This window comes from Streptomyces sp. NPDC008079, from assembly GCF_042957385.1.
GTDB lineage: Bacteria > Actinomycetota > Actinomycetes > Streptomycetales > Streptomycetaceae > Actinacidiphila.
This window is the reverse complement of sequence record NZ_JBIBIC010000001.1, coordinates 627365-648984: the sequence shown is the minus strand read 5'-3', so window position 1 is coordinate 648984 and position 21620 is coordinate 627365. Positions and strand designations below refer to the sequence as shown.

Below are 21620 nucleotides of genomic sequence, written 5' to 3'. Positions count from 1 at the left end.
GAGGGCGTTGCCGCTCGCGGGGTTGATGTAGGGAACAGCCCCGCGCGGGCGGGGAGCAGTTGTCGCCGCCGGCGTTGTTGCCGTGCTGCCAGGGAACAGCCCCGCGCGGGCGGGGAGCAGGTGATCTCTCCAGCCGGTGCCGACGCACCGTCCGGGAACAGCCCCGCGCGGGCGGGGAGCAGCTTGTACTTCTTCGGGACCAGCCCGAACGGGTCGGGAACAGCCCCGCGCGGGCGGGGAGCAGAAGATGTCGCGCGCCGTCGACTGAACCGCGTAGGGAACAGCCCCGCGCGGGCGGGGAGCAGTGCCACAGTCCCCGGTCGATGCTGCCGTCACCGGGAACAGCCCCGCGCGGGCGGGGAGCAGCGGTACAACCAGGTGCTGGATCACGCTCACGAGGGAACAGCCCCGCGCGGGCGGGGAGCAGCCGGAAATTCCGCTGTCCTCGCTGGCGGCGTCGGGAACAGCCCCGCGCGGGCGGGGAGCAGTGCCCGAAAGCATTCTGCGCCTGGTCCAGCAGGGGAACAGCCCCGCGCGGGCGGGGAGCAGGCCAGGGCGCCAGCCCCCGTGTCGAATCCGGCGGGAACAGCCCCGCGCGGGCGGGGAGCAGACGGACAGGGTCCCGGCCGCGGTGAAGGTGCCGGGAACAGCCCCGCGCGGGCGGGGAGCAGAACATGCGCGTACTGGGCATCGACGCTCCCGCGGGAACAGCCCCGCGCGGGCGGGGAGCAGGGCACGCCGAGGTCGGCGAGTTCGATCCGCCGGGGAACAGCCCCGCGCGGGCGGGGAGCAGTCGGTCATGACGCGGGTCGCTGCGGTGCGCTTGGGAACAGCCCCGCGCGGGCGGGGAGCAGCACGATGCGGCGGCCCCTGGCGACAACTTGAAGGGAACAGCCCCGCGCGGGCGGGGAGCAGTCGCGGGCAGGGGTCTTCCACCACTGCCACCCGGGAACAGCCCCGCGCGGGCGGGGAGCAGGACTACCGCGAATCGGAGGACCGTCTCGCGGAGGGAACAGCCCCGCGCGGGCGGGGAGCAGATGGCCTGGTGCCTGAGCCGTGTTCGGCGGTCGGGAACAGCCCCGCGCGGGCGGGGAGCAGGTGGCACAGGAGCCGGAGGCGGAGTGGCCCGAGGGAACAGCCCCGCGCGGGCGGGGAGCAGGGGCTCGGCCGAGATGATGGCGACCGCGACCGGGGAACAGCCCCGCGCGGGCGGGGAGCAGGAACGTCACACCCTCGTGGGGCCTCCTGTCCGGGAACAGCCCCGCGCGGGCGGGGAGCAGTCGTCGGCCCCGTTGTCTCCGGCCTGTTCGTCGGGAACAGCCCCGCGCGGGCGGGGAGCAGAGTAAATGACCTGGGGCTTTATTCGGTTCGACGGCCAATTTTACTCACCTGCCGAGATTCGGACATATATTCCTTATTGCAATAATCCGCCAACACTCAGGCACTTCGCCACCAGGGCAAGACTTGCCCACTCTTCGACACAGCAACGTGCAGGCGGGGAGCGAGCCCCACGACATCCTTAGCATCCATTGGCCACCCAGGGACCATGGACGGCCGAGAGGACGCAAGGAAGGAGAGCCCCGCATCGCCCTCAGGTGCCGGCGTTGTTGTCGCGGCGGGCCGGGGGAGGAGGAGATCACGGGCGGGGTGGGCTTCGCCGGTGACATTGCCCGAGACTCCGAGGTCCACGCGGGCGGCCTCGTGGAACGCGTTGATGGCGCGGAAGGTGGCGCGGTTGCGGTCGCGCCAGGCTTCCAGGGTGTCCGGGGTCTTGCCGGTGGCCTGCCAGTCGACGGCGAGGGCAGCGGCGTTGAGGTCGTGGGCTGCCTCGACCACGTCGTCACCGCCGAGGAGCATGATGCGCTCGAAGGCGCGGCCCCGGGAACGGGAAGCGGCGGCCACGTCGGCGAGCATCTCGAAGCGTTCTTCGGCTGCCTCCACTACGCCTCGACACGACCCTCCGAAGCCGCAGCACTCGGCGAAACAGGGTGCCTCCTCCCCGACGAGGAGGACGAGGATGCCTGGGGCGAACTCGTCCTCTCCGAGTCACGGCCCGAAGCCGGATCGGGCTGGACCGACGACGGGCAGCCGTACGAGAAGCGCGGACTCAAGCGCCGTGCACGCAAGGCGACCAGATCGGTGCCGATTCCGCCGGTCCTCGTCCGCATGTTCCGCGAGCACATTAGGACGTACGGCACCGCTCCGGACGGTCGGCTCTTCCGCGCTGTCGGCGGGGGACGCGTTCGCTCCACCGAGTACACCGAGATGCGGCAGGCGGCGCGGGGAAAGGTGCTCTCCGCCGAGGAGTTGGAGACGCCGCTCGCCGAGCTGCCGTACTGCCTGCGGCAGGCCGGCATCTCCTTGTGGATCAAGGCGGGCGTCGACCCGGTGGAGGCCGCACGGCGGGCCGGGCACAGCGTCGCCGTGCTCTTCCGCTTCTACGCGAAGATCCTTCGCGGCGTGCAGGACCGGGCCAACGAGCTGATCATCCAAGCACTCGCTGACCAGACGGGATAGCGGAGCGTAGTCCGCAGAAGGGGTCGCGAAACCTGACCACAGGTTGACCACACGCACTGGTCATCGGTGGGATTCGGTGGCACGCGAGCGGGACACACAAAAGGTGGGGCCGGCTCCCGATCGCATCGAGACCCGACCCCACCTGCATGTTCACTACCTACCGCGGAGGCTGTGGGATTTGAACCCACGGTGACATCGCTGCCACGACGGTTTCCAAGAGGGTCGCCCTCAAACGTGATGCGGTTGGCTCACCTGCACGGTTCCTACGCTTGGCCGTGAACTTGCCTGATGTGGCCCGTGTATGGCCCGTGAAGACCTGGACGGGGCAACGTGCGCCCGACACGAGGTCCTACCGGTGAGGCACTGCACCGTCCCGTACTTCCGCTGTGGGCGATTAGTCAGGCCATCACAGGTGGACTAAGCGTGCAGACTTGGTCAGCTACCCGCGATGCGCTGGCACCACTTCCGGAGGCGTACGCGCAGGAGCGGCACTACTGGAGAACCAGCGGCTCTATTCATCGAACCAATTTTGACTGTCCGCAATCTCCATAACTGGAACGAAACGACGACGAGTATCCAGAATGGCGTGAGCTGCCGCAACGATACTGGATGGCAGCTCCCATGACTGCTTGTAGATCTGGCGACTGTCTTTCAAGAATACCTTAGACCTACCCCTCCCATGATTCATTTCTTGCCTTGACCTAATGCCACGTCGGATAGCAGAGGAGAATACGCGAATATTTTCATCCAGATCAAATCTCCCGGTCAAGGCTTGGGAAGTTAGGTAGTCCATAAATACGGAGCCAGCCAACTCATCCTTCGACTTCGATCGCAGAAAGGAAAGCGCTGTGTCTCGACGCTCAGTCGTTGTAAATCGACCATGCAGAACCGCAATAGTACGCCAATGCAATTCCGACATCGAGACTCCTTGAAGAGCCAGAGAACTGCGAGAATATTTCGCATAGAATCCGGAAAGTGAGCATGCATCCAGGACAGCGGCGAACGTCACATCATCGAGCTCCTGAACAGCCCGGTTGAATGTTTGGGCGACATTAACCAAAGAATCAGGATGCATCCATGAGTACGCTGCGAGGATCCACAATCCGCGGTCGATAGGGTCGCTCGCACGGCTGTACTGGTCTTCCCACCAAGCTACCTGCCGAGGTCGTCGCCTTGCATTCCTCAGCCTATCCAGAATCGACCGGCTTTCATCAAATAGAGAATTGGCACCGGCGCCTCTTTCGGCGGGATCCTTAGTCGTTATGGCGATATTTGCAAGCGCGCTCTCGCGCCAAGTTTTTCCGAAATCTGCGCGCAATTTCTCGAAAAGGCCTCGCCAGTAGTCGAACGAAAGCGAGAATTCTGGTCCAGTCAAGGATGAGATATGTCCCAACAAATCGGAGTAAGCGTCATTATCGTTATTTGAGCTTCCTTCCTCAAACCCTAGATTAGCCATCCAGTATCTAGCGTATTCCGGAGTGCGCAGCAAATTGGCGAAGATTACTGGCTCTGTCGCTCCAACTACCGAGATCTCACTACTGACACCTAGCCGTACGAACTTCCTGTCTCCAGCACCATTTAGCACCGCGGTAATACCTCGATGCCGTTCAGCGGCTGAAAGTTTTGCGGGGCTTCCCCCTCCGTGCAAATATCCAGCGATCGCCCAGTCGCTATCAGCGAGATCCATGGACTGCAGAATTTGCCTGAAGTGGGTTACGTCAAGGTGTTTGAATACAGCTAGCCAGTTTCCTACGGTAACCCACTGGCGAAGCTCTTGTTGGCTCTTCGCAATTGCTTCCCTATACCAGAAATCGGCGACGAGAGAATTCTCAGGTTGTTGGCGCAGAAGGTAACATACTGCCGTCAACGATTCTGCTGGATCTTTTTGTGCGACAACAATGGGCCAGAGATGGTCTACCAAACCTTCATAACCCGCAGACGGTGACAATTCAACGGAAACGCCAGCGCCGTAGGCACCGTTCGGCATACTCACGTTCTTAGCTGCTGCCCAGCGGATCCCTGGCTTGTCAAAGACGGCCTCTAGGATCCTTTTCATAGAAGCACTCGACTGAGTGAATACCCAGTCCTGCAGCAAGCATAGAGCCAATGTTCTGGGGTATTCTGATTCACTGATTTCCGATTCTTCGATGAGCCGCGCTGTTCGGTCTGCTAGGTCGAGTAGTTCGCCCTTAGAGAAGCATCCGGCGAAGAATCTGGTTACGTTCATCCAATAGGGATTATGGGCGATTCCATCGAAGCGGTCCGGCTTGGTACCGGTCTGTTTTCTTGTAGCGGGTGCATAAGGAGCAGTCTCGTACAAATATTTGGCGGCGAAATACTCGCGGAGAGGTTGTACCTCGAACTCGTAGGTTCCTTCTACTCGTGACACAAGAGCGACGACTCTCTCGACCACTCCTGTAAGAAGCGAGTCGATTAGTTCAGTCACTTTACGTTGCATGGAGGGGCTACTCGCAGTCTCGCGTTCCATAAAGTCAGTGAGAACGCTACGCAGCTCTTCAGTACTGATCCGGCCTGTGGCACCATCAACCTCAGCCCGAGCGTGCAAATAGTAGCCCAAGTAACGATGAATGTTAATCAGCAATTCTCGATTTTCACGAACCGTCCTGTCTTTTTCTGCTTCTCGATTCAGGAAGACGTCAATATATGCATCGTAGAGCTCAGTGCGTTTGTCCGGGAGAGTTGACCCACGCAGGTGAGTAAGGCTCAGTAGGATTGAGAGCTGCATCGTATTCTTCGCAAGCTCTGCCATATGTGGGGCTGCAAGCTTCTGCTCCAATGTAGCTAGAAGCATCGCCAAGTCCGTCTCATCCAAGTTACGAGCCTTAGCCCATTTTCTGGTGTATTGCATAGCAAGCTGAGGGTGAATCGCAGCGAGCGTCAAGTAGAAAAACTTCGAACTATCGAATGTTGGTGAACCAGCCACTGCTGTTGGGCGGCTAGTGATAACTAGCTTCACATCTGGGTTTTGGCTTTCCAGGCGGATGGCAGCCGCAGTCACTTCGTCTACAACTCGCTGTCGATCGTCCAAGTCGGCCACTTCGTCCAGAGCGTCAAGGATAATCAATACTGCCGTTCCTCGCAAAACAAAAAGCAGGTCCGCAACATCGAATTGCACCCCGCCGGAGTACCGCTCAATATGCGCAGCCAAAGCGCTTTCGAGAGAACACGGACGCCCATGCTCAGTGCTCTCACCTGGAGCCCACGGGTCTATCCCTTTGAGCCAAGTCGCGAGGTCTCGAAGTTCCATCTTGAAGGGCATCATGAGAGGGCTACTGGCATCATGTGAAGGCAAACTAGAAACCGTGTCTGAACTGAGAATGCGCGCTCGGTGGACCTGAGCGATGTACTGGGCGAGGGTTGATTTGCCTTGGCCAGGAGCGCCCTCAAGTACGATTCTCGAGACTGAGGCGCTGAAGGCGTGGCTCAACAACAAGCTCGCAGCACCGACAGAATGCTGCGCAGATAGACCATGGCCGACATCTAGAGCCGCCAGTTGATGACTACTTTCATCATTAAAAGCGCCTTCCATTTCGAATAGGAAATTTTCTTCCTCATTCCCGTTATCACGAGTTTTTAGCACAGAAATTACCGAGCGTCGGTAGTCCACATTTTCGCGTTTAGCCGATTTTTCATTGACTCGGCGCGGCATTGCTGGAACGTCAATGAATAGATCGAAGAGGGGACTTGGAGATAGATCGGCCTGCTTGAAGCGGACTTTAGAGTCCCGGTCACTTTGATCTGCAAAGTAGGATCCCAAAGCATTGGACCTCCTCTGCCGATCCTGGCCGCTGCCTGTCGTTTCCCACAGAATGCGAATCATATCCGTGCCTGACAACAAGCTGGGGTACTTCAGTTTAAGGTCAAAGCTAACGTCTAGCCGCCGATCGAGGTCGTCTCTCCACCAGCAAACTGCGCCGACTGGCATAACCTTTTCCAAATGAGCCTGGACTTTGTCCATACGCCCTACGTCTAGGTGAGAAGTTCCTGAAACGTTGGTCATCAAGACAAATGAAGTTGCGCCTCGATCGGCAAGTCGCTTTACCTTCTCAACTTCTCCGTCAATGGCACTAACGATCCACTTGAATGGGTCTTCGATGCTAACTGGATTACGTGCATACTTGACCTGGAAGATGATTCTCCCGCCAGATTCTGGAGCGGTGGCATCTCGCCCGCCGTCCGGCATTCCTACAGGGAAGCATTGAACGCCGGGGTACTCCTGAACCAAGAGCGACTGGCATAACATTTGGAAGCGTTCGTCTAGCAGAGACTCGTAGTTGTAGTCCATGGGGACCTCCAATGGCGTAAATTAATGTTCCTGTATGTCGTGCGGCCAAGCTCACATCATCTACTCTCCGCCCGATCATGTCGGCCCCGACTCACCCGAACAACAACAACTCAAGCACATCTGTTGGTCTCTGGCCCTACCTCCTGTGGAGTGCACGTGGTCCTGGCGTCTAGATGGACTACATCAAAATACGAAGGTTTCCTCCCCAGCGTCTGTGTCTGCTCAGCTTGCCTCGTCAACAGGAGGTTGGCGGGAATGAAAAGCCAGCATCCCCGGCCTCTGGCTAGTAAGGCGCGGCAGGGACAGTCGGCGAGCGTCCGAGGTTGTCCCTCGCAGTACGGAGGTGTCGTGACTCAGTTAGGCGCTCACCTAACCCCTGGCCCTCGCAGAAGCGGCTGCCCCCGACTCTTCGAGGACCGCCGCTTCTGCGAGGGCGAACTCCACTGGCAAAAGACCCGGCTTCGCCCGTCCGAGGGCGTGTAAACGCGTGAGGTAGTCCTGCGCCGCAGGCTCCGTGGCGTAGCGGTCCTTCGTATCGTCATAGCATCGATTTACCCATAGGTGATGAAACAGCCAAGAGAGCAAGACCAGGAGAGCGCTTCACCACTCTCAAACACCAGCGTCATCGTCACGCCTGGCCGGAGGGAGCAAGAGGTCGCGGTCCGGGTGGGTGTCGCCCGTGACGGTGCCGCTGACGCCGAGGTCGACGCGGGCGGTTTCGTGGAACGCGTTGATGGCGCGGAAGGTGGCGCGGTTGCGGTCGCGCCAGGCTTCCAGGGTGTCCGGGGTCTTGCCGGTGGCCTGCCAGTCGACGGCGAGGGCAGCGGCGTTGAGGTCGTGGGCGGCCTCAACGACGTCGTCACCGCCCAGAAGCATGATGCGTTCGAAGGCGCGGCCCCGGGAACGGGAAGCGGCGGCCACGTCGGCGAGCATCTGGGACTCGGGGTCATCGCTGCGGCGGATGCCCTCCCGGTGTTCGTACAGCTCGACGGCAAGGAAGACGCTGGCACGGACCGCGTCGACATAGTTCTCGTATGCGTCGAGCTTCTTGCTGTCCCAGCGGGTGAGCTGTTCACGGCGGATACGCTGCCGCTCGGTCCAGTAGTTGGTGACGTACGTGGTCATCGCGCCCAGGAGGACGGCCGCGATCGTCAACAGTTGCTCGGAGGTCCCCAAGCTGTCCCCATCCCCCACCCGCAAGTCGTAAAGACGTCTTGAGGATTTTAGGAGGGGATCGCACCGCTTGGGGGGCGTACGGCGTGACCACCCGCTGACAGAGCACGCTGCGGCTCTTGCCGCTGGCTCCGTGTGCACCTACCGTGAATCTGACGGATCGTCAGATAAAGAGCGCGGGAGGCAGCCGAGATGACCACCGATGGCGCCGGAGTCACGGATCTGCCCAGGATCATCAGCGTGGACGATCACGTGATCGAGCCCGCGCATCTCTTCTCGACCTGGCTGCCGGAGAAGTACCGCGAGCGGGGGCCGCAGCCGCTGACCGCGGGGATCGGCGGGTTGGCGTACGTCGGGGGAAAGTACCGGTTCACCACTGATCCTGAGGGCCAGCTCACGGACTGGTGGCAGTACGAGGGCGAGTTCTTCCCGTACAAGCGGATCATCGCGGCGGTGGGGTTCTCGCGTGACGAGATGACGCTCGACGGGATCACGCGGGAGCAGATGCGGCGGGGGTGCTGGGATCCGGTCGAGCGGCTGAAGGACATGGATCTCAACCATGTGGAGGGGTCGCTGTGCTTCCCGACGTTCCCGCGCTTTTGCGGGCAGACGTTCGCGGAGGCGCACGACAAGGAGGTGGCCCTGGCGTGTGTGCGGGCCTACAACGACTGGATGGTGGAGGAGTGGTGCGGTGACAGCGGCGGGCGGCTGATCCCGCTGTGCCTGATCCCCTTGTGGGACGTCGACCTCGCGGTGGCGGAGATCAAGCGAAACGCTGCCCGGGGGGTGCGCGCCGTCACCTTCAGCGAGATCCCCACCTACCTGGGGCTGCCGTCGATCCACTCCGGCTACTGGGACCCGTTCTTCGCTGCCTGCGAGGACACCGGCACGGTGGTGAACATGCACATCGGGTCGTCGTCACAGATGCCCGCCGCGTCCCCCGACGCGCCTCCGGCGGTGCAGGCCAGCCTGAGCTTCAACAACGCCATGGCCTCGATGATGGACTTCCTCTTCTCCGGGGTGCTGGTGAAGTTCCCGCGGCTGACCCTGGCGTACAGCGAGGGGCAGATGGGCTGGGTGCCCTACGCGCTGGAGCGGGCCGACGACGTGTGGCGCGAGCACCGGGCCTGGGGCGGGGTCAAGGACCTGATACCGGAGCCGCCGTCCACGTACTACCGCAGGCAGATCTACTGCTGCTTCTTCCGCGACAAGCACGGCGTCGCGTCCCTGGACACCATCGGCGTCGACAACGCGACCTTCGAGACCGACTACCCCCACGTCGACTCCACCTGGCCCGACACCAAGCAGGTCGCCGCCGACCACATGGCGGGGCTGTCGGACGAGGTCACATACAAACTGCTGCGCGGCAACGCCATCCGGATGCTGGACCTGCCGTTCGACCGAGACCGTAAAGCCGCCGACGCCTGAGACCGCACCTCCCACGGCGAAGCTCTGAGAGACGGCGGACCCGCAGTGCTACGGTTCCCGTTGGCCCCTGCGGAGAGGTGATCCGATGAGCAACCCCACGTCAGAGACGCTGGTCACCCTCGGGCGCTGGTACGTACGCAACGCGCCCGGAACCTTCGGAAAGGCGCCGCTGGCGGGTCGCTACCTCAATCCGCGGCTACGGGACGAGCCGCGGCGGCGCGTCATCGAATCCACGACCGGAGCCCGTTTCGCTGTCGATACCCAAGACCTCATCCAGCGATATCTCTACCTGTTCGGGGTATGGGAGCCGCGGATGACGCAGTGGCTCCAGCGGCGGCTCCGGCCCGGGGACACGTACGTCGATGTCGGCGCCAATGTGGGGTATTTCAGCGTGCTCGCCGCGCAACTCGTCGGCGCCGAGGGGCGGGTCGTGGCGATCGAAGCGTCTCAGGCCTTCAACGACCGGTTGGAGCAGAACGCCCGGCTCAACGACCTCACCAACATCCGCGCCGTCCACACCGCCGTCTCCGACAAGCAGCAGACGCTCACCTTCATACTGGCCAGCTCCGCCAACATGGGCGCGAACAGCATCGTGCCGTGGGACGGTCCGGCGGAGTCGACGTTCGACATCGAGGCGTTCCCGCTGCCCGAGGTGCTTGAGGCGGAGGAGATCACCAAGGCGCGCGTCATCAAGATCGACGTCGAGGGCGCGGAGGGCAGCGTCGTACGCGGCATGGTGCCGCTGCTCGACCAGCTCCGGCCGGACGCGGAGATCACGGTCGAGGTGACCCCGGAGCGCATGACCCAACTCGGCGACTCCGTAGAGGAGTTGCTGGACTCAATGCGCGAGCACGGCTTCCACGTCTACCGGCTCGCCAACGAATACGCCGCAGCGACGTATCCGTCCGCACTACGCGGCCCGTCGGCCGTACCCGTCCGCTGGCGGGGGCCCGTCACGGACGAGAGCGACCTTATTTTCTCCAAGGTGGACGCCGAGACGCTGCCGTAGCGCCAACAAGGCCCGGCGCTCCGGGAATTGGAGCACCGGACCTGTGCCCGTCAGGTTGCGGGATCATGTCGCGTGACGGGCGAGCCAGTCCTCGCGGGCGGCGACGAGCCGTGGCCGTACCTCGTCGTCCAACAGCGCCGCGTGAGCCCGTAACTTGGCTGCGACCTCGGCAAGAGCGGGCGGGGAGAGGGCGTGCATCCAGTAGTTGCCGACGATCTTGATGTTGACCACTGGCATCCTCGGCAGCGGGCCGCCGACGTACGGGTTGCAATCGATACTCGTCCGGAAGACCTCAGTCTCCTGCCCCTCTTCGCCATCGCAGGCGACCGGTAGACGCTGGCCGAGGAAGCGAGCCCAGTGGTTCATGTCGGCGAGCAGCGTGGGTAGTTCCTCAAGGAGTACACCCGTCTCGCTCGGGTCGGCCTCGGCCCAGTCGGGCAAGTAGCCCGAGGCGGTGCAGCCACAGGTGGTGGTGATGCGCCAGGTACGGCCTCCCGTTTCGGCGGCCTCGCCCGGCCTCTTCTCCGGCCCGAGCGCGGGCACCGACCCATCACGCGTACGGGAATCCGCTGCGTTGCTACTACTCACGGCGTGACCCCCTCTACTCGGCGTTGCCGTCGACACTGACAACCGCCCACACGAGCTTGCCGACTCCTTCGCGCTTGCTCACTCCCCACTGCGCGCCCGTGATCGCTTCGACCAGTGCCAGGCCACGCCCTTCCTCCGCGTCCGTCGGTACCTTCCGCAGCACCGGCCGCTTCTCGCTGGCGTCATGCACCTCGATCCGCACTCCGCCACCCTCGCGCTCGCATCGCGTCTCGATCTCACGACCGTACGGAGGGCGCGCGTGGCAAACCGCGTTGGTGAGGAGTTCGGACAGGACGAGTTCGGCTGATTCAGCCAACTCGCCCAGCCCCCAGGCATTCAGCACATCTCGCAGTTCGCGCCGCGCCTGTTGGACGCGCCGGGGGCTGCGAGACCACCGACGCACCCAGACCAGCGTGGCGCTCTCGGGACAGGGCAGTGCGCTCATCGCGTCTCCGCTTTCTTGTCGATCTTCTTGTCGGTCTTCTTGTCGATCGGAGTGACGAAGGCGACCTCCGCACGATCGCCGGGGAGTACGAGAAGGACGTACGCCAACACCTGGCCGTCGTCGGCGGTGATGGTGCGCTCGATCGAGAGGACGGGTGTACGGGTGGCGATCCGCAGCGACTGTGCTTCCGCCCCCGTGGGGAATCGGGCGGTGACCAGGTCGGTGCTGTTCGCCACGGGCTCGCCCGTCGCAGTGGTGAGGCTGCGGACGATGTCGTCAGCCCAAGGAGACGCGCTGACAGGGGGGTTCCTGACATCGCTGGTCGCACGGGTGACGGCGTGGGGAATGTAGAGGTGCGCGAGCCCCTGCGGGGAGTCGTCGCGATGGCTCAGGCAGACGTATTGGGTGATCGGCGCGTCCGACGGTGTGCGGAGCCGGGCGGCCAGGTCTCCAGTCGCGGTGATGTCCGCTGAGCTGACGATCACTTGGAGACCATCATCGCCATCGACGGCCGCACCCGGGTAAGCGAGGCGTTGGGGCGGTCGGCGGACGAAGTTGCCGCGCCCCTGGAACTTCTCGATCAGCCCTTCCGTGCGCAGGAGTTCGAGGGCATCACGGAGAGTCGGCGTACTGACGTGATAGCGGGCGGCGAGCCGGGTCTCCGGCGCCAGCCGCTCTCCGACCGCCAGCGCACCGGAAGTGATGAGGCGGCGGAGGTCGTCGGCGACATGCTGATGGCGGGAAGTCATGGGGAGGCAAGCACCTCCCCGGCCAGCGATGGGTTACGCCGCCAGGCCCGTTCCTCAGGGCTCAGAACGTACGGGCGGACGAGCGGGGTGTCGTCGGCGAGCCAGATCACAGCGGCTTGTGAGCGCTGCGGGCGACGTAAGACAGGCCATGTCTGCGGGCTCACGTGCGTCGCGAACGGGCCCTGTACGGACGGGCGTTGTCGGTGACGCCCGGGAGCGGAGGCGAACTGTCGCGCTATCCAAGTAGTAACGCGGCGGATGTGGTTGAACACGCTGGTCAGCTCCTACGGCTGATGGTGGTGCCCCTCGGCGTCAGGTGGCGTCGGGAGACGTGGGGGTGTTCTTGGTGACGGCGGCCCATAACGAACGGCCGCGTGCGCCACTGTCGGCGAGGCCGAACCAGTCCGCCGTGGCGAGCAGCGCCAGCACCTCGCCCCACGCTTCGGTGGGGAACGCGGCGGGCAGTGCCGCCTCAATCCGCGTGTGGTCCCGGTACTCCTTCACGGCCGGGGTGAGTCCTACAGCGGCGAGGCCCGCGCGGATGTCTTCGGTGCGGGCTTCGGGTTCGGGCACAACGCATCTCCGTCACCTCGGAAGCACTCTCAGTGAAGCTAGTTAACTAGATTAGAGCTAGTGGACTAGATTGTCCACATGCCTGAGCAGCCGCCCTATCTCCGCATCGCCGACGTGCTCCGCGAGCGCATCGAAAGCCAGGAGTGGACACCCGGAGACCGCCTGCCGTCCCGCGGCGAGCTGGCCCAGGAGCACGGCGTCGGCGAGAACGTCATCCGGCGCGCTCAGGAGCTGCTGATCTCGCGCGGCATCCTCGAAGGGCGCGCGGGATCAGGGACGTACGTGGCCGCGCCGCGCGAACGCGTCCGCATCGTGCGCGCGACCTACCGCGAGCAGGCTGGCGGATCGCCGTTCCGCGCGGACATGTCCGCGCTCGGCAAGCGTGGGACGTGGGAGAGCCGGACCGAGGCCAAGGTGCCGGTACCGGCTGACATCGCGGCCCGTCTCGGCATCGCCGAGGGGGACCTGGCCGTGCGCACCGCCTACGAATTCCTGGCGGACAGCAAACCCGTCCAGCTCTCGACCAGTTGGGAGCCCTACGCCCTGACGGCCGGCACGCTGGTCGTACTCCCGGAGGGCGGCCCGCACGCCGGCGCCGGAGTCGTGACCCGCATGGCAGAAATCGACATCACGGTCAGCCACGCGGTGGAAAGGCCCGAGCCCCGCGTCGCCACCACCGAAGAGGCCACCCTCCTCGGCATCCAACGCGGCTCCCTGGTGACCCACATCCGCCGCACGTACTACAGCGACGAGGGCCAGCCGGTAGAGACGGCGGACATCGTGGTGCCCGCCGCTTTGTGCGAGATCGTCTACGAGGTCCCTGTGAATTCATAATTGGGCCGCTGGCATGATCGTCATATCGCCTTCGAGTGTGCCGCCCCAGAACACAGGCGAGGGATCGGTGCGGTGACCGCACGCGCCTGGATTCAGATTTCGCGGCGGATCGTTGGACTCACGCTGTGCAGGCGGGAGTGGTCCCCCCACGTCAGGGCGTAACTGAGCCGACCCCGATCCTGTAGCTCGTCGAACAACTGGCGCACCACGAGAACTGGGACTTCGGCCGTCGATCCGGCGTCCTAGCCGTGACCTTCGGCGGGCTACGTCGAAGCCTGGCCGAGATCATCGGGGGAACTTCGATAAGCGAGGCGCATGTCCGGCATGGCACATTTTCGAAACTCTGTCCTGTCGCAGTGCGGAGTAGACTTACAATACACACCTTGGAGGATTCGATGCCAATTAAATCACTCAAGTTCGGCGATTCGCTTGCCGGTCTACTCGTAGACGGTATCGACGAGACGCCGTTTGTCGTAGCTACACTAACTTACACTGAGAATCAAGGCGTTCGCATTGAGGTTCCTTATGCACACCACGCAAATTCGGAGCAATTCGCGATTGCGGAAAGATGGTTTGACACCGAGACGCCCCCCAGGAACCTTATCTTTATGACCCAAGACGGCCAATTGTCACTATTCAACTGCCGCTATTCTGGGCATTCAATGAACATTGGGCAGGGCTTCGCGACAGGGTATATTTCTCCAGGCGAGGTAATCCTGAATGCTAGAGATGGCGATCTTAACGATGAACTTCTCGTGTCGCGACTATCATCTGAGATTGACGGCCTCTCAGAGTGGACTCACTTTCGCGCTATTCGCCATGAGCGGGAGACTGATGAGGACAGTCGCATACGTAGGATAACAGTGACCGCAGAGAGCGTCGAACGACTGTCGTGGAATCAAGGTGCCGCTACCATGACTCTTGAAACGAGCTGGTCGACCTCTGACTCTGCACTAGGATTCCAAATAATCGAGTGGGTAGCACTCGAAAGTAGATTTGCCACCCCGACACCCGTAAGTCATCACTTGGCCGAACAGAAGAAGTTGATAACACTTCTGACGTTGATGTTCGGCAAACCGATCTATTTTCGTCGACACAAAATAAAAGACGCTCGATTTACAGATAAGACACTCGCTGGAAAAATCGTGGGCGAGGCGTTCTACGAGCTAGTCAGTCACCGAACGACTCGCGACGCCGCCCATCCAAAGCCCACCGCCAGGGACCTCGGACGACCGATCGTCCACATGGCGCAAATCGGAGAAGATGGACTGCGGCGATGGAATAACAGCTACGAAGAGTGGAAGCGCTTCATCCAACCCTCTGTGAGCGTCTTGAGTCGACCCGGAGCATTTATTGAGAATATCGTAGTGAACAACTCTATGAGTCTCGAAGCGGCTGGAAATTTGCTCGGGCATGCCGACGGAGAAGAATCGACACACACGACCAGAAGAAGGCCCACTACAGCTACTTTTAATTTCCGAGCCCTAGCCGCTCTGGGTCTAGACTGGGAAGGAGTCTCCGCATCCATTACCGGCCTAGCGAAAGCCATCGCTAACAACTACAATACCATTAAACATTACGATCGTGGAGAGTTTCCGGATCCAGCTCAAACTCTTATTGTCAGCAAAATCGTGCTGGTAATCGCACAACTTTTGGCTGTCAAGTTGGTCGACCCAAGTGGCCAGCTCATTGAGGACTACGAGAAGAGCTTCTCTTTCAAAGAATTGAGAAAAATCTGCAAGCGACAGGACTTGTATATTGAGGATTCCGGTGAATTTACGAACTACCCAAGTTGAGCTAAATGGTCTGCCATAGCTATCTGCTATACGCTCCATTGTTGATGCGACAGCGCATTGGTCCTAGCGTCTACGACGGCCATGCGGGCTTCGCGCTCTGCCTCGTCGGTGTGGGTGGGCTGGGCCGTTGCTTGGCCTTCCCACTTGCGGTAGAGCAGGCCGTATTCACGGGTGAAGTAGCCGCGGCTCACGACGTTCAGGGCCAGGAGGAGGCCGGTGTCTTCCGAGGCGGGGAGGGCCATCCAGCCGCCCAGGGCCAGTAGGAGGTCGCGGCGGACGAAGAGGGTTGCGGGGTGGACCTGGGCGCGGAAGTTGTGGGCTTTCCAGTGGTCGAAGACGGCGCCGCGTTCGATGGGGCCGCCGTCGGGGTCCTGGTCGAAGCCCGCGGTGGAGCCGTCGGGGAGGAGGTCCAGGACGCGGGAGGTGGTCCAGCCGAGGGTGGGGTCGGCTTCCAGGAGGGCCAGGTCGCGGGCCAGGGCGCCCGGCGTCAACTGGTCATCGGCGTCGAGGACTTTGACGTAGTCGCCGCCCGCGTGGGCCATCGCCATCATGCGCGCGACGCCGGGGCCGCCAGGGCGCCCCTGGCCGAAAGTCACACGCGGATCGTCAGGTACGAACGGGGCGACCGCGTCGCCCTTACCGTCCTCCTGGATGATCCAGTGCCAGTCCCAGCCGTCCGGAAGTTCCTGGCTGACCAGCGACTTGTACGCGTCCGCGAGATACGGCGCGGCCGGTTCGTGGACGGCGGTGATGACGTCGATGGTGCGCCGGGTCACGGCGTTCACCACCTTTCCAGGTCGGTGGTGAAGAGCAGTTCCGTGCGGTCACCGGGCAACGTGACGTCGGAGATGTCGACCGGGCGGCCCTCGATGTCGTACGAGGTCTTGCGGAGGACGAGGACGGAAGTCCCCGGTGGCAGCCCCAGCTCCTCCGCTTCCTCAGCGGTCGGCGGGCGGGCGGTGATGCGCTCCTCGATCCGGCCCAGCTCGATCCCCACGGTGAAGAGCTGGCTCTGCGTGCCCCCTGGCCAGGGCTCCTTGGTCTCGTCCAGGAGATCAGGGTTCTCCGCGACCACGTCCCGGACGAGGTAGGACCGTACGAGATTGAACGGCGCGCTCTCCGCCCGATACCGAGTGCGGTAGGTCCGCTCCAGAAGCGCGGTCCCGACCGGGACACCGAACGCCTCGGCGATCTCCTCCTCCGCCTTGATCTCGCGGTACGCGGCGTAGAAGACGAGGTCGTTCAGTTCGAGACCGGTGTCGCGCTCGGTCGAACCAGTCTGGGCCCGCTGGGGCTCGGGCTCGCGAGCGCGGTCTTTCTCCCACTGGTGACGGCCATTGGTGCGCTGGACGAGGGTCCGGGGGCGGCGGACGAAGTTGCCGCGGCCGTGCACCTTCTCGATCAGGCCCTCGGCCTGAAGCAGGCTGAGCGCTTGCCGGAGGGTCGGAAGGCTCTTCCCGTACTGCTCAACGAGCTTGGTCTCGGAGGGCAGTTGGTCACCAGGATGCAGTTCACCTGCACGGATGAGCTGGCGGAGATCGTCAGCGATCCGCTCGTATGCCTTGGCCATGGGGCCTCACCGTCCTGATCCGTTAGCAGCCCCAGGATACAAGTCATCAAGAGGTCTTGACGAGTGAGTGACCCATGCCTCATAGTCGTTTCCACTCCTAAAGAGGACTTGAGGACAGGTTCTCTTGAGGAGAGACGTGAGAAGGACGCCCGGAGGACCTCGTGACACGGGTCCGAAGGCAGCGCCGGTCCCTTGAGAACTCCATAGAGCGCCTGAACGAACGAGTGCTTTTGATCCCGGCACGGCGGCCCTGAGCTGCGGTGCCGGAGGTCATGACCACTCGCTCCCAGAGCCGGTGGCAGCAACAGCCGTCGTCAGATCGCAGACACCGCCGTCGGCTCTCCCACCCCTCAGCCTCAGGAGAGAGCCATGTGTACGTATGGAGGCCGCTGCGACGTCGTCGACGACGAATGTGAGTTAGCGGACGCCCCTGACCACTTCCGGGAACTGTTCCTCGGTCCCCCGGACGAGTCGGACGAACAACGCGCCGCCCGTGTGGAGGCGGCCCGCGAAGTGCTCGCGGAGCTGCTGGAAGAGGGCGCGTCCGACCACATCACCAGGGAAGACGCGCTCTGCGCACTGTGGCTCGGCGGCGTCGCGCTGCTGAGGAGCAGTCGCCACACCATGCGGCCGAGTCGGGCGGGGGAGGCGGCGTGATCGCGGCCCCGCCTCGACCCGTTGCCAGCACGCTCGACGCGGCGTACGTCTCCGTCGCCCTGGTCGCCGTCGCCCTCGTCTGGCTCATCGGACAAAAACGCAGCCGGGGTACTCCCGCCGTCCGGGTCGCCGCCCTCGCGGCGATCGGCTGCACCGCCTACAGCGCGGATACGTCCTGGCGCTTCGCCGCCGACTACCTCGACATGGCGGGTACGGTCGAGCGCGCCGCGATGTTCGGCGCCGCTGAACTCGCCCTGTTCGCAACCGCGTTGATGGCCCGGCAGAACCTCAACGGGCCTAACGCGGCGCCGGGCGTCCCCGGAGTCCTGGTGTGGGTCATCACCGGGGTGCAGATCATCCCGGCGTACGCCGAGTCCGGCCTGGTCGGCGGAACCGTACGCGCCTTCGTCGGTCCGGTGATGGCCGCGATGCTGTGGCACCTCGCCATGGGAATCGAGCTACGGCACCACAAGCCCGAGGCATCGTCCAACGGCTTCGGCGCCCTGGTCGCAAGGGAGTTGCGTGAACGACTCCTCTCTCGCCTCGGCATCGCCGAGCGGCAGCGGGACGCGGCGCAGATCACCCGCGACCGGGCCACCGTACGAGCGGTCGCTCTCGCGTCCCGCCTCGCCGAGATGAGTCCCACCGACCGTGGGAAGCGGCGCGGGCGCGGGATCGCGCGGCGCCTGTCCGTCGCGGTCGCCAAGTCCTCGGTCGGCAACGACCGCGAGCAGCGCCGCGTACTGCTCGACCAACTCGCCGCGCGGCGGAACGCAACCGCGCTGGCGACCGTTGAATTGATGTCGCCGTGGGATGAACGTTCACCGGACCCCACCGCGTTCGCCCTCGCCGCGCACACACGCGACGAGATGGCACGGGCCACCGCGAACATCCGCCGTTACCCGCGCACGCTGTTCACCGACCTTCCGCCGATGGATGACCCGGACGACGGCGGCCGATCACCTGAACGCACGCCCGCCAAGCTCGGTACCGCCGAGGCCATGGCGGCCATCGAGCGCGGTTGGGCCGACGGTCTCAGCGTCCGCGAAACGGCGCGGCGGGCGACACGCGCGCCGAGCTACGTACACGGCGTGTTCGTACGGCTCGACGCAGAACGCGGTCCCCGTCCAGTGAACGGACCGGCCGGATCAGCGCGTACGGCGAAGCAGCCTTGACGGCTCGCCGCTCACTTCTCAACACCGGGGCCCGGCCGCTGCTTTGGCGGGTAGGGCCAGGCCCCGACATTCCCTCCCAACCAGGAAAGGAATCGCCAGTGAACCACGACAGGCAAGACCCGGGGCGGGCGCCGTTAGCGCTCGCCCCGGAAGAGACGGCAGACCCTGACGGGTCGATCGAAGTCGACAAGCCCCGCAGCCCGACTGGCCCTGGGCTGATCGATCGCGTACGCGGCGCCAAGCGACGGCCGGTCGTCCCGGCGTGGGCGCGGTCGCGACGTGAGTTCGAGTCGGCGGCGCACGGCGTCGCCGTGTACGCCGGACACGTCAGTGCGTATCACGTGGTGCGAGCGCCCTGGTACGTGCTGCGGCTTACGCTTCGGGCGCCACGCGGTGCTGCCCGTTTCGTCGGCGGATCGCTGCGGTGGCTGGTCGACGCCGAGGGCGAGCCGCTGCGGCAGGCAGCGGCCACGCGCGGCGACATCGAGGAGTACCTGAAGCTCTCGCGGCAGCGTGACCGGCGAGTGCGGTGGCGTGCGGTTGTCGGCATCGTCTCCTCGGTCGTCGGGCCGGTCGTCGCCCTCGGGTCGTACGTCCTGGCGCCGGGCTGGCTGGTCGCGATGTCAGGTGTGGTGGCCACCGCGGCTCTGGGACGGCTCGGCCAACCGGCAGATGATCCGGTTATCCACAGGGCTGTGGAGATCCCCAAGGCCACGAAGCTGACGAGTGACATCGTGCTGCGGGCCCTCGGAGCGCTCGGCATCCCCGCGATCAACCAGGCTCAGGCCAAGGGCGGTCCCGGTTTCGCCTTCACCGCGCCCATCACCCGCGACGGCCCCGGCTGGCTCGCCGAGGGCGACCTCCCGTACGGCGTCACCGTCACGGACGTGATCGACCGCCGCGAACGGCTGGCGTCCGGACTGCGGCGTCCGCTCGGCTGCGTATGGCCGGAGGCGGTGCCGGACGAGCACACCGGGCGGTTGCGGCTGTGGGTCGGCGATCAGGACATGTCGCAGACGAGGCAACCGAAGTGGCCGCTTCTGGACGTCAAACCGCTCGACCTCTTCAAAGCGCAGCCGTTCGCTACCGATCAGCGCGGGCGGTGGGTGCTGACGTCGTTGATGTACGTCTCCGGGATCGTCGGCGCCGTGCCCAGAATGGGCAAGACCTTCCTACTACGGCTCTTGCTCCTGATCGCGTGCATGGACCTGCGCGCGGAGATCCACGCGTACGACCTCAAGGGGACGGGCGACCTGTCGACGGTCGGCCGCGTCGCCCACCGCTACCGGGCGGGCGAGGAGGACGAGGACATCGCCTACGCCCTCGCCGATCTCCGTGAACTGCGGGCCGAGTTGAGGCGGCGGGCGAAGGTCCTTCGCGAACTGCCCAAGGATCTCTGTCCCGAGTCCAAGGTCACGTCCACGCTGGCGGACATGAGGAAGCTCGGCCTGCATCCGATCATCGTCGGCGTGGACGAGTGCCAGAAGTGGTTCGAACACCCCACGTATGGCGCTGAGTTCGAGGAGCACTGCACCGACCTCGTCAAGCGCGGCCCCGCACTCGGGATGACGTTGCTGCTCGCCACACAGCGGCCCGACTCCAAGTCACTGCCGACCGGCATCTCAGCGAATGCCACGCTGCGTTGGTGCCTGAAGGTCATGGGTCAGATCGAGAACGACATGGTGCTCGGCACTGGCTCGTACAAGCGCGGCATCCGCGCGAATCTGCTGGCCTGGGCCGACAAGGGCATCGCGTGGTTCGTCGGCGAAGGCTCGGACGCACGGATCGTGCGCTCCGTCTATCTCGACGCGCCCACGGCTGACGCGCTCGCGCTGCGCCTGTACGAGCTGCGCAAGGCGGCGGGTCGCCTCACCGGGCACGCCCTCGGCGAGGAACCCGAGGGCGGAGCTTCCCCCTCGTACGACCTGCTCGCCGATCTGCTCACCGCCATCCCGTCCGGGACGTCGAAGACCTGGAGCGAGGACATCATCGCCCGCCTCGCCGAACTCCGGCCGGACGTCTACAGCGAGTGGAGCCCTGAGCAACTGGCCTCCGCCGTAAAGCCGTACGGCATCCGCACCGTGCAGGTGTGGGGCACGACGGAGGACGGCAAGGGCGCGAATCGGCGTGGGGTTCGGCGCGCCGACGTGCTCGCCGCCATAGCGCAGCGTGACGGCGACAGCGCCGCCGCTTAGCGACTCCGGCTAGCACCGCACCCCGCTAGGTCTAGCACCCCCGCTAGCGCCCCAATGGTCCTCTGACCTGGCGTCTAGCCGCTAGCGGCCCACTTCACGCATGCCCTGATTCCGCCCTGGAAGGGGTTCTCATGCCTTCGCTCGTCAGCGCTATAGCGCTCATCGTCATCGCGGGACTCTGTTACGCCGCATTGTGCGCCGCGAGTCCGCTCGGCAGTTGCCGCAGGTGCCGCGGATTCGGCTTCAAGGTCAAGCAGAACCGGCGCGGCCGGATCGTGCGCGGCCGGGAGTGCCGTCGCTGCCGTGGATACGGCCAACGGATCCGCGTGGGACGTCACCTCTACAACGTGGCCGCCCGGCTGCACCGCGAGGGGGTCCGCTGATGGCCTTCAGCATTTCCGCCCTCGCGCTGTTCGGCGTCCTGCTGGCCCTGCTCATGCGCTACCGCGCGGTCGGCGCCGGGGCCGCCGTCGTCGCCCTGCTCTTCGGCTTCTACCTCGCACGCAGCAACGCCGCGCCCTCGATCGACCAGATCATGTCCGCGCTCAGGGACGCGATCCCCAACTCCGGCAAGTAGCCGTCAAGTGTCCTCGTAAGGAGGCAAC

At 64.1% G+C, this 21620-nt stretch carries 18 protein-coding genes and 1 CRISPR repeat array (1 of these 19 cut by a window edge); of the genes, 10 read left to right on the top strand and 8 right to left on the bottom strand.

Features of this window, described 5'->3' with window-relative positions; genetic code table 11:
• Positions 1–1341: a CRISPR direct-repeat array (repeat unit 29 nt; unit sequence GGGAACAGCCCCGCGCGGGCGGGGAGCAG); it reaches 1312 nt to the left of the window's first position.
• Between the two features lie 306 nt (positions 1342–1647).
• Positions 1648–2517 carry a hypothetical protein gene (locus ACFZAM_RS02715; protein WP_391042166.1) on the top strand — a complete coding sequence of 290 codons (870 nt, stop codon included), beginning with the start codon at positions 1648–1650 and terminating at the stop codon, positions 2515–2517.
• Positions 2518–3028: 511 nt separating this feature from the next.
• Here ACFZAM_RS02715 and ACFZAM_RS02710 read toward each other — a convergent pair.
• Together ACFZAM_RS02710 and ACFZAM_RS02705 are read right to left on the bottom strand one after the other, a co-directional pair.
• Positions 3029–6823 carry an NACHT domain-containing protein gene (locus ACFZAM_RS02710; RefSeq protein ID WP_391042164.1) on the bottom strand — a complete coding sequence of 1265 codons (3795 nt, stop codon included), beginning with the start codon at positions 6821–6823 and terminating at the stop codon, positions 3029–3031.
• Between the two features lie 609 nt (positions 6824–7432).
• On the bottom strand, positions 7433–7999 hold the full coding sequence (locus ACFZAM_RS02705) for a hypothetical protein (RefSeq protein ID WP_391042162.1): 567 nt from the start codon (positions 7997–7999) through the stop codon (positions 7433–7435).
• Positions 8000–8188: 189 nt separating this feature from the next.
• Between ACFZAM_RS02705 and ACFZAM_RS02700 the strand changes: the two genes are divergently transcribed.
• Both ACFZAM_RS02700 and ACFZAM_RS02695 read left to right on the top strand, forming a co-directional pair.
• Positions 8189–9424, top strand: a complete 1236-nt coding sequence (locus ACFZAM_RS02700) for an amidohydrolase family protein (protein ID WP_391042160.1) — start codon at positions 8189–8191, stop codon at positions 9422–9424.
• Between the two features lie 85 nt (positions 9425–9509).
• Entirely contained in the window at positions 9510–10433 is a 924-nt protein-coding gene (locus ACFZAM_RS02695; protein WP_355336571.1) for an FkbM family methyltransferase, read from the top strand.
• A 63-nt stretch (positions 10434–10496) separates the two neighbouring features.
• On the opposite strand, the gene ACFZAM_RS02690 is transcribed toward ACFZAM_RS02695, so the two are convergent.
• From ACFZAM_RS02690 to ACFZAM_RS02675, 4 genes are all read right to left on the bottom strand, one after another.
• On the bottom strand, positions 10497–11021 hold the full coding sequence (locus ACFZAM_RS02690; protein ID WP_355336572.1) for a DUF6907 domain-containing protein: 525 nt from the start codon (positions 11019–11021) through the stop codon (positions 10497–10499).
• 13 nt (positions 11022–11034) lie between these two features.
• On the bottom strand, positions 11035–11466 hold the full coding sequence (locus ACFZAM_RS02685) for an ATP-binding protein (RefSeq protein WP_391042157.1): 432 nt from the start codon (positions 11464–11466) through the stop codon (positions 11035–11037).
• Positions 11463–12215, bottom strand: a complete 753-nt coding sequence (locus ACFZAM_RS02680; protein ID WP_391042156.1) for a GntR family transcriptional regulator — start codon at positions 12213–12215, stop codon at positions 11463–11465. The genes ACFZAM_RS02685 and ACFZAM_RS02680 overlap by 4 nt, the downstream gene beginning before the upstream one ends.
• A 312-nt stretch (positions 12216–12527) precedes the next feature.
• Complete coding sequence (locus ACFZAM_RS02675) at positions 12528–12788, bottom strand: hypothetical protein (RefSeq protein ID WP_391042154.1); 261 nt, start codon at positions 12786–12788, stop codon at positions 12528–12530.
• A 78-nt stretch (positions 12789–12866) separates the two neighbouring features.
• Here ACFZAM_RS02675 and ACFZAM_RS02670 point away from each other — a divergent pair, with 78 nt between their 5' ends.
• Together ACFZAM_RS02670 and ACFZAM_RS02665 are read left to right on the top strand one after the other, a co-directional pair.
• Complete coding sequence (locus ACFZAM_RS02670; protein WP_391042152.1) at positions 12867–13622, top strand: UTRA domain-containing protein; 756 nt, start codon at positions 12867–12869, stop codon at positions 13620–13622.
• Positions 13623–14005: 383 nt separating this feature from the next.
• Complete coding sequence (locus ACFZAM_RS02665) at positions 14006–15418, top strand: hypothetical protein (RefSeq protein WP_391042150.1); 1413 nt, start codon at positions 14006–14008, stop codon at positions 15416–15418.
• Between the two features lie 26 nt (positions 15419–15444).
• Here the strand turns inward: ACFZAM_RS02665 and ACFZAM_RS02660 are convergent, their stop codons facing one another.
• A complete protein-coding gene (locus ACFZAM_RS02660; RefSeq protein ID WP_391042149.1) occupies positions 15445–16203 on the bottom strand; it encodes a glycosyltransferase in 759 nt (252 codons plus the stop codon).
• Positions 16200–16988: a GntR family transcriptional regulator gene (locus ACFZAM_RS02655; RefSeq protein WP_355336579.1), complete on the bottom strand. Its 789-nt coding sequence runs from the start codon at positions 16986–16988 to the stop codon at positions 16200–16202. The genes ACFZAM_RS02660 and ACFZAM_RS02655 overlap by 4 nt, the downstream gene beginning before the upstream one ends.
• 369 nt (positions 16989–17357) lie before the next feature.
• On the opposite strand from ACFZAM_RS02655, the gene ACFZAM_RS02650 reads away from it, so the two are divergent.
• From ACFZAM_RS02650 to ACFZAM_RS02630, 5 genes are all read left to right on the top strand, one after another.
• Entirely contained in the window at positions 17358–17645 is a 288-nt protein-coding gene (locus tag ACFZAM_RS02650; protein ID WP_391042146.1) for a hypothetical protein, read from the top strand.
• The gene (locus ACFZAM_RS02645) at positions 17642–18820 is read left to right on the top strand and encodes a hypothetical protein (RefSeq protein WP_391042145.1); all 1179 of its coding nucleotides are present in this window, start codon (positions 17642–17644) and stop codon (positions 18818–18820) included. The genes ACFZAM_RS02650 and ACFZAM_RS02645 overlap by 4 nt, the downstream gene beginning before the upstream one ends.
• Before the next feature lie 98 nt (positions 18821–18918).
• The gene (locus ACFZAM_RS02640; protein WP_391042143.1) at positions 18919–21015 is read left to right on the top strand and encodes a cell division protein FtsK; all 2097 of its coding nucleotides are present in this window, start codon (positions 18919–18921) and stop codon (positions 21013–21015) included.
• A 131-nt stretch (positions 21016–21146) separates the two neighbouring features.
• Positions 21147–21398 (top strand): hypothetical protein, encoded by a 252-nt coding sequence (locus ACFZAM_RS02635; RefSeq protein ID WP_391042142.1) that lies wholly within the window; start codon positions 21147–21149, stop codon positions 21396–21398.
• Positions 21398–21592: a hypothetical protein gene (locus ACFZAM_RS02630; RefSeq protein ID WP_391042140.1), complete on the top strand. Its 195-nt coding sequence runs from the start codon at positions 21398–21400 to the stop codon at positions 21590–21592. Before ACFZAM_RS02635 ends, ACFZAM_RS02630 begins: the two co-directional genes overlap by 1 nt.
• Positions 21593–21620 lie beyond the last annotated feature (28 nt).

What these genes read in the sequence shown, in the direction of transcription:
- ACFZAM_RS02655 (WP_355336579.1), bottom strand. Translation starts at nt 16,988, where the DNA reads ATGGCCAAGGCATACGAGCGGATCGCTGACGATCTCCGCCAGCTCATC.
- ACFZAM_RS02635 (WP_391042142.1), top strand. Translation starts at nt 21,147, where the DNA reads ATGCCTTCGCTCGTCAGCGCTATAGCGCTCATCGTCATCGCGGGACTC.
- ACFZAM_RS02700 (WP_391042160.1), top strand. Translation starts at nt 8,189, where the DNA reads ATGACCACCGATGGCGCCGGAGTCACGGATCTGCCCAGGATCATCAGC.
- ACFZAM_RS02695 (WP_355336571.1), top strand. Translation starts at nt 9,510, where the DNA reads ATGAGCAACCCCACGTCAGAGACGCTGGTCACCCTCGGGCGCTGGTAC.
- ACFZAM_RS02710 (WP_391042164.1), bottom strand. Translation starts at nt 6,823, where the DNA reads ATGGACTACAACTACGAGTCTCTGCTAGACGAACGCTTCCAAATGTTA.
- ACFZAM_RS02680 (WP_391042156.1), bottom strand. Translation starts at nt 12,215, where the DNA reads ATGACTTCCCGCCATCAGCATGTCGCCGACGACCTCCGCCGCCTCATC.
- ACFZAM_RS02650 (WP_391042146.1), top strand. Translation starts at nt 17,358, where the DNA reads ATGTGTACGTATGGAGGCCGCTGCGACGTCGTCGACGACGAATGTGAG.
- ACFZAM_RS02670 (WP_391042152.1), top strand. Translation starts at nt 12,867, where the DNA reads ATGCCTGAGCAGCCGCCCTATCTCCGCATCGCCGACGTGCTCCGCGAG.
- ACFZAM_RS02630 (WP_391042140.1), top strand. Translation starts at nt 21,398, where the DNA reads ATGGCCTTCAGCATTTCCGCCCTCGCGCTGTTCGGCGTCCTGCTGGCC.
- ACFZAM_RS02685 (WP_391042157.1), bottom strand. Translation starts at nt 11,466, where the DNA reads ATGAGCGCACTGCCCTGTCCCGAGAGCGCCACGCTGGTCTGGGTGCGT.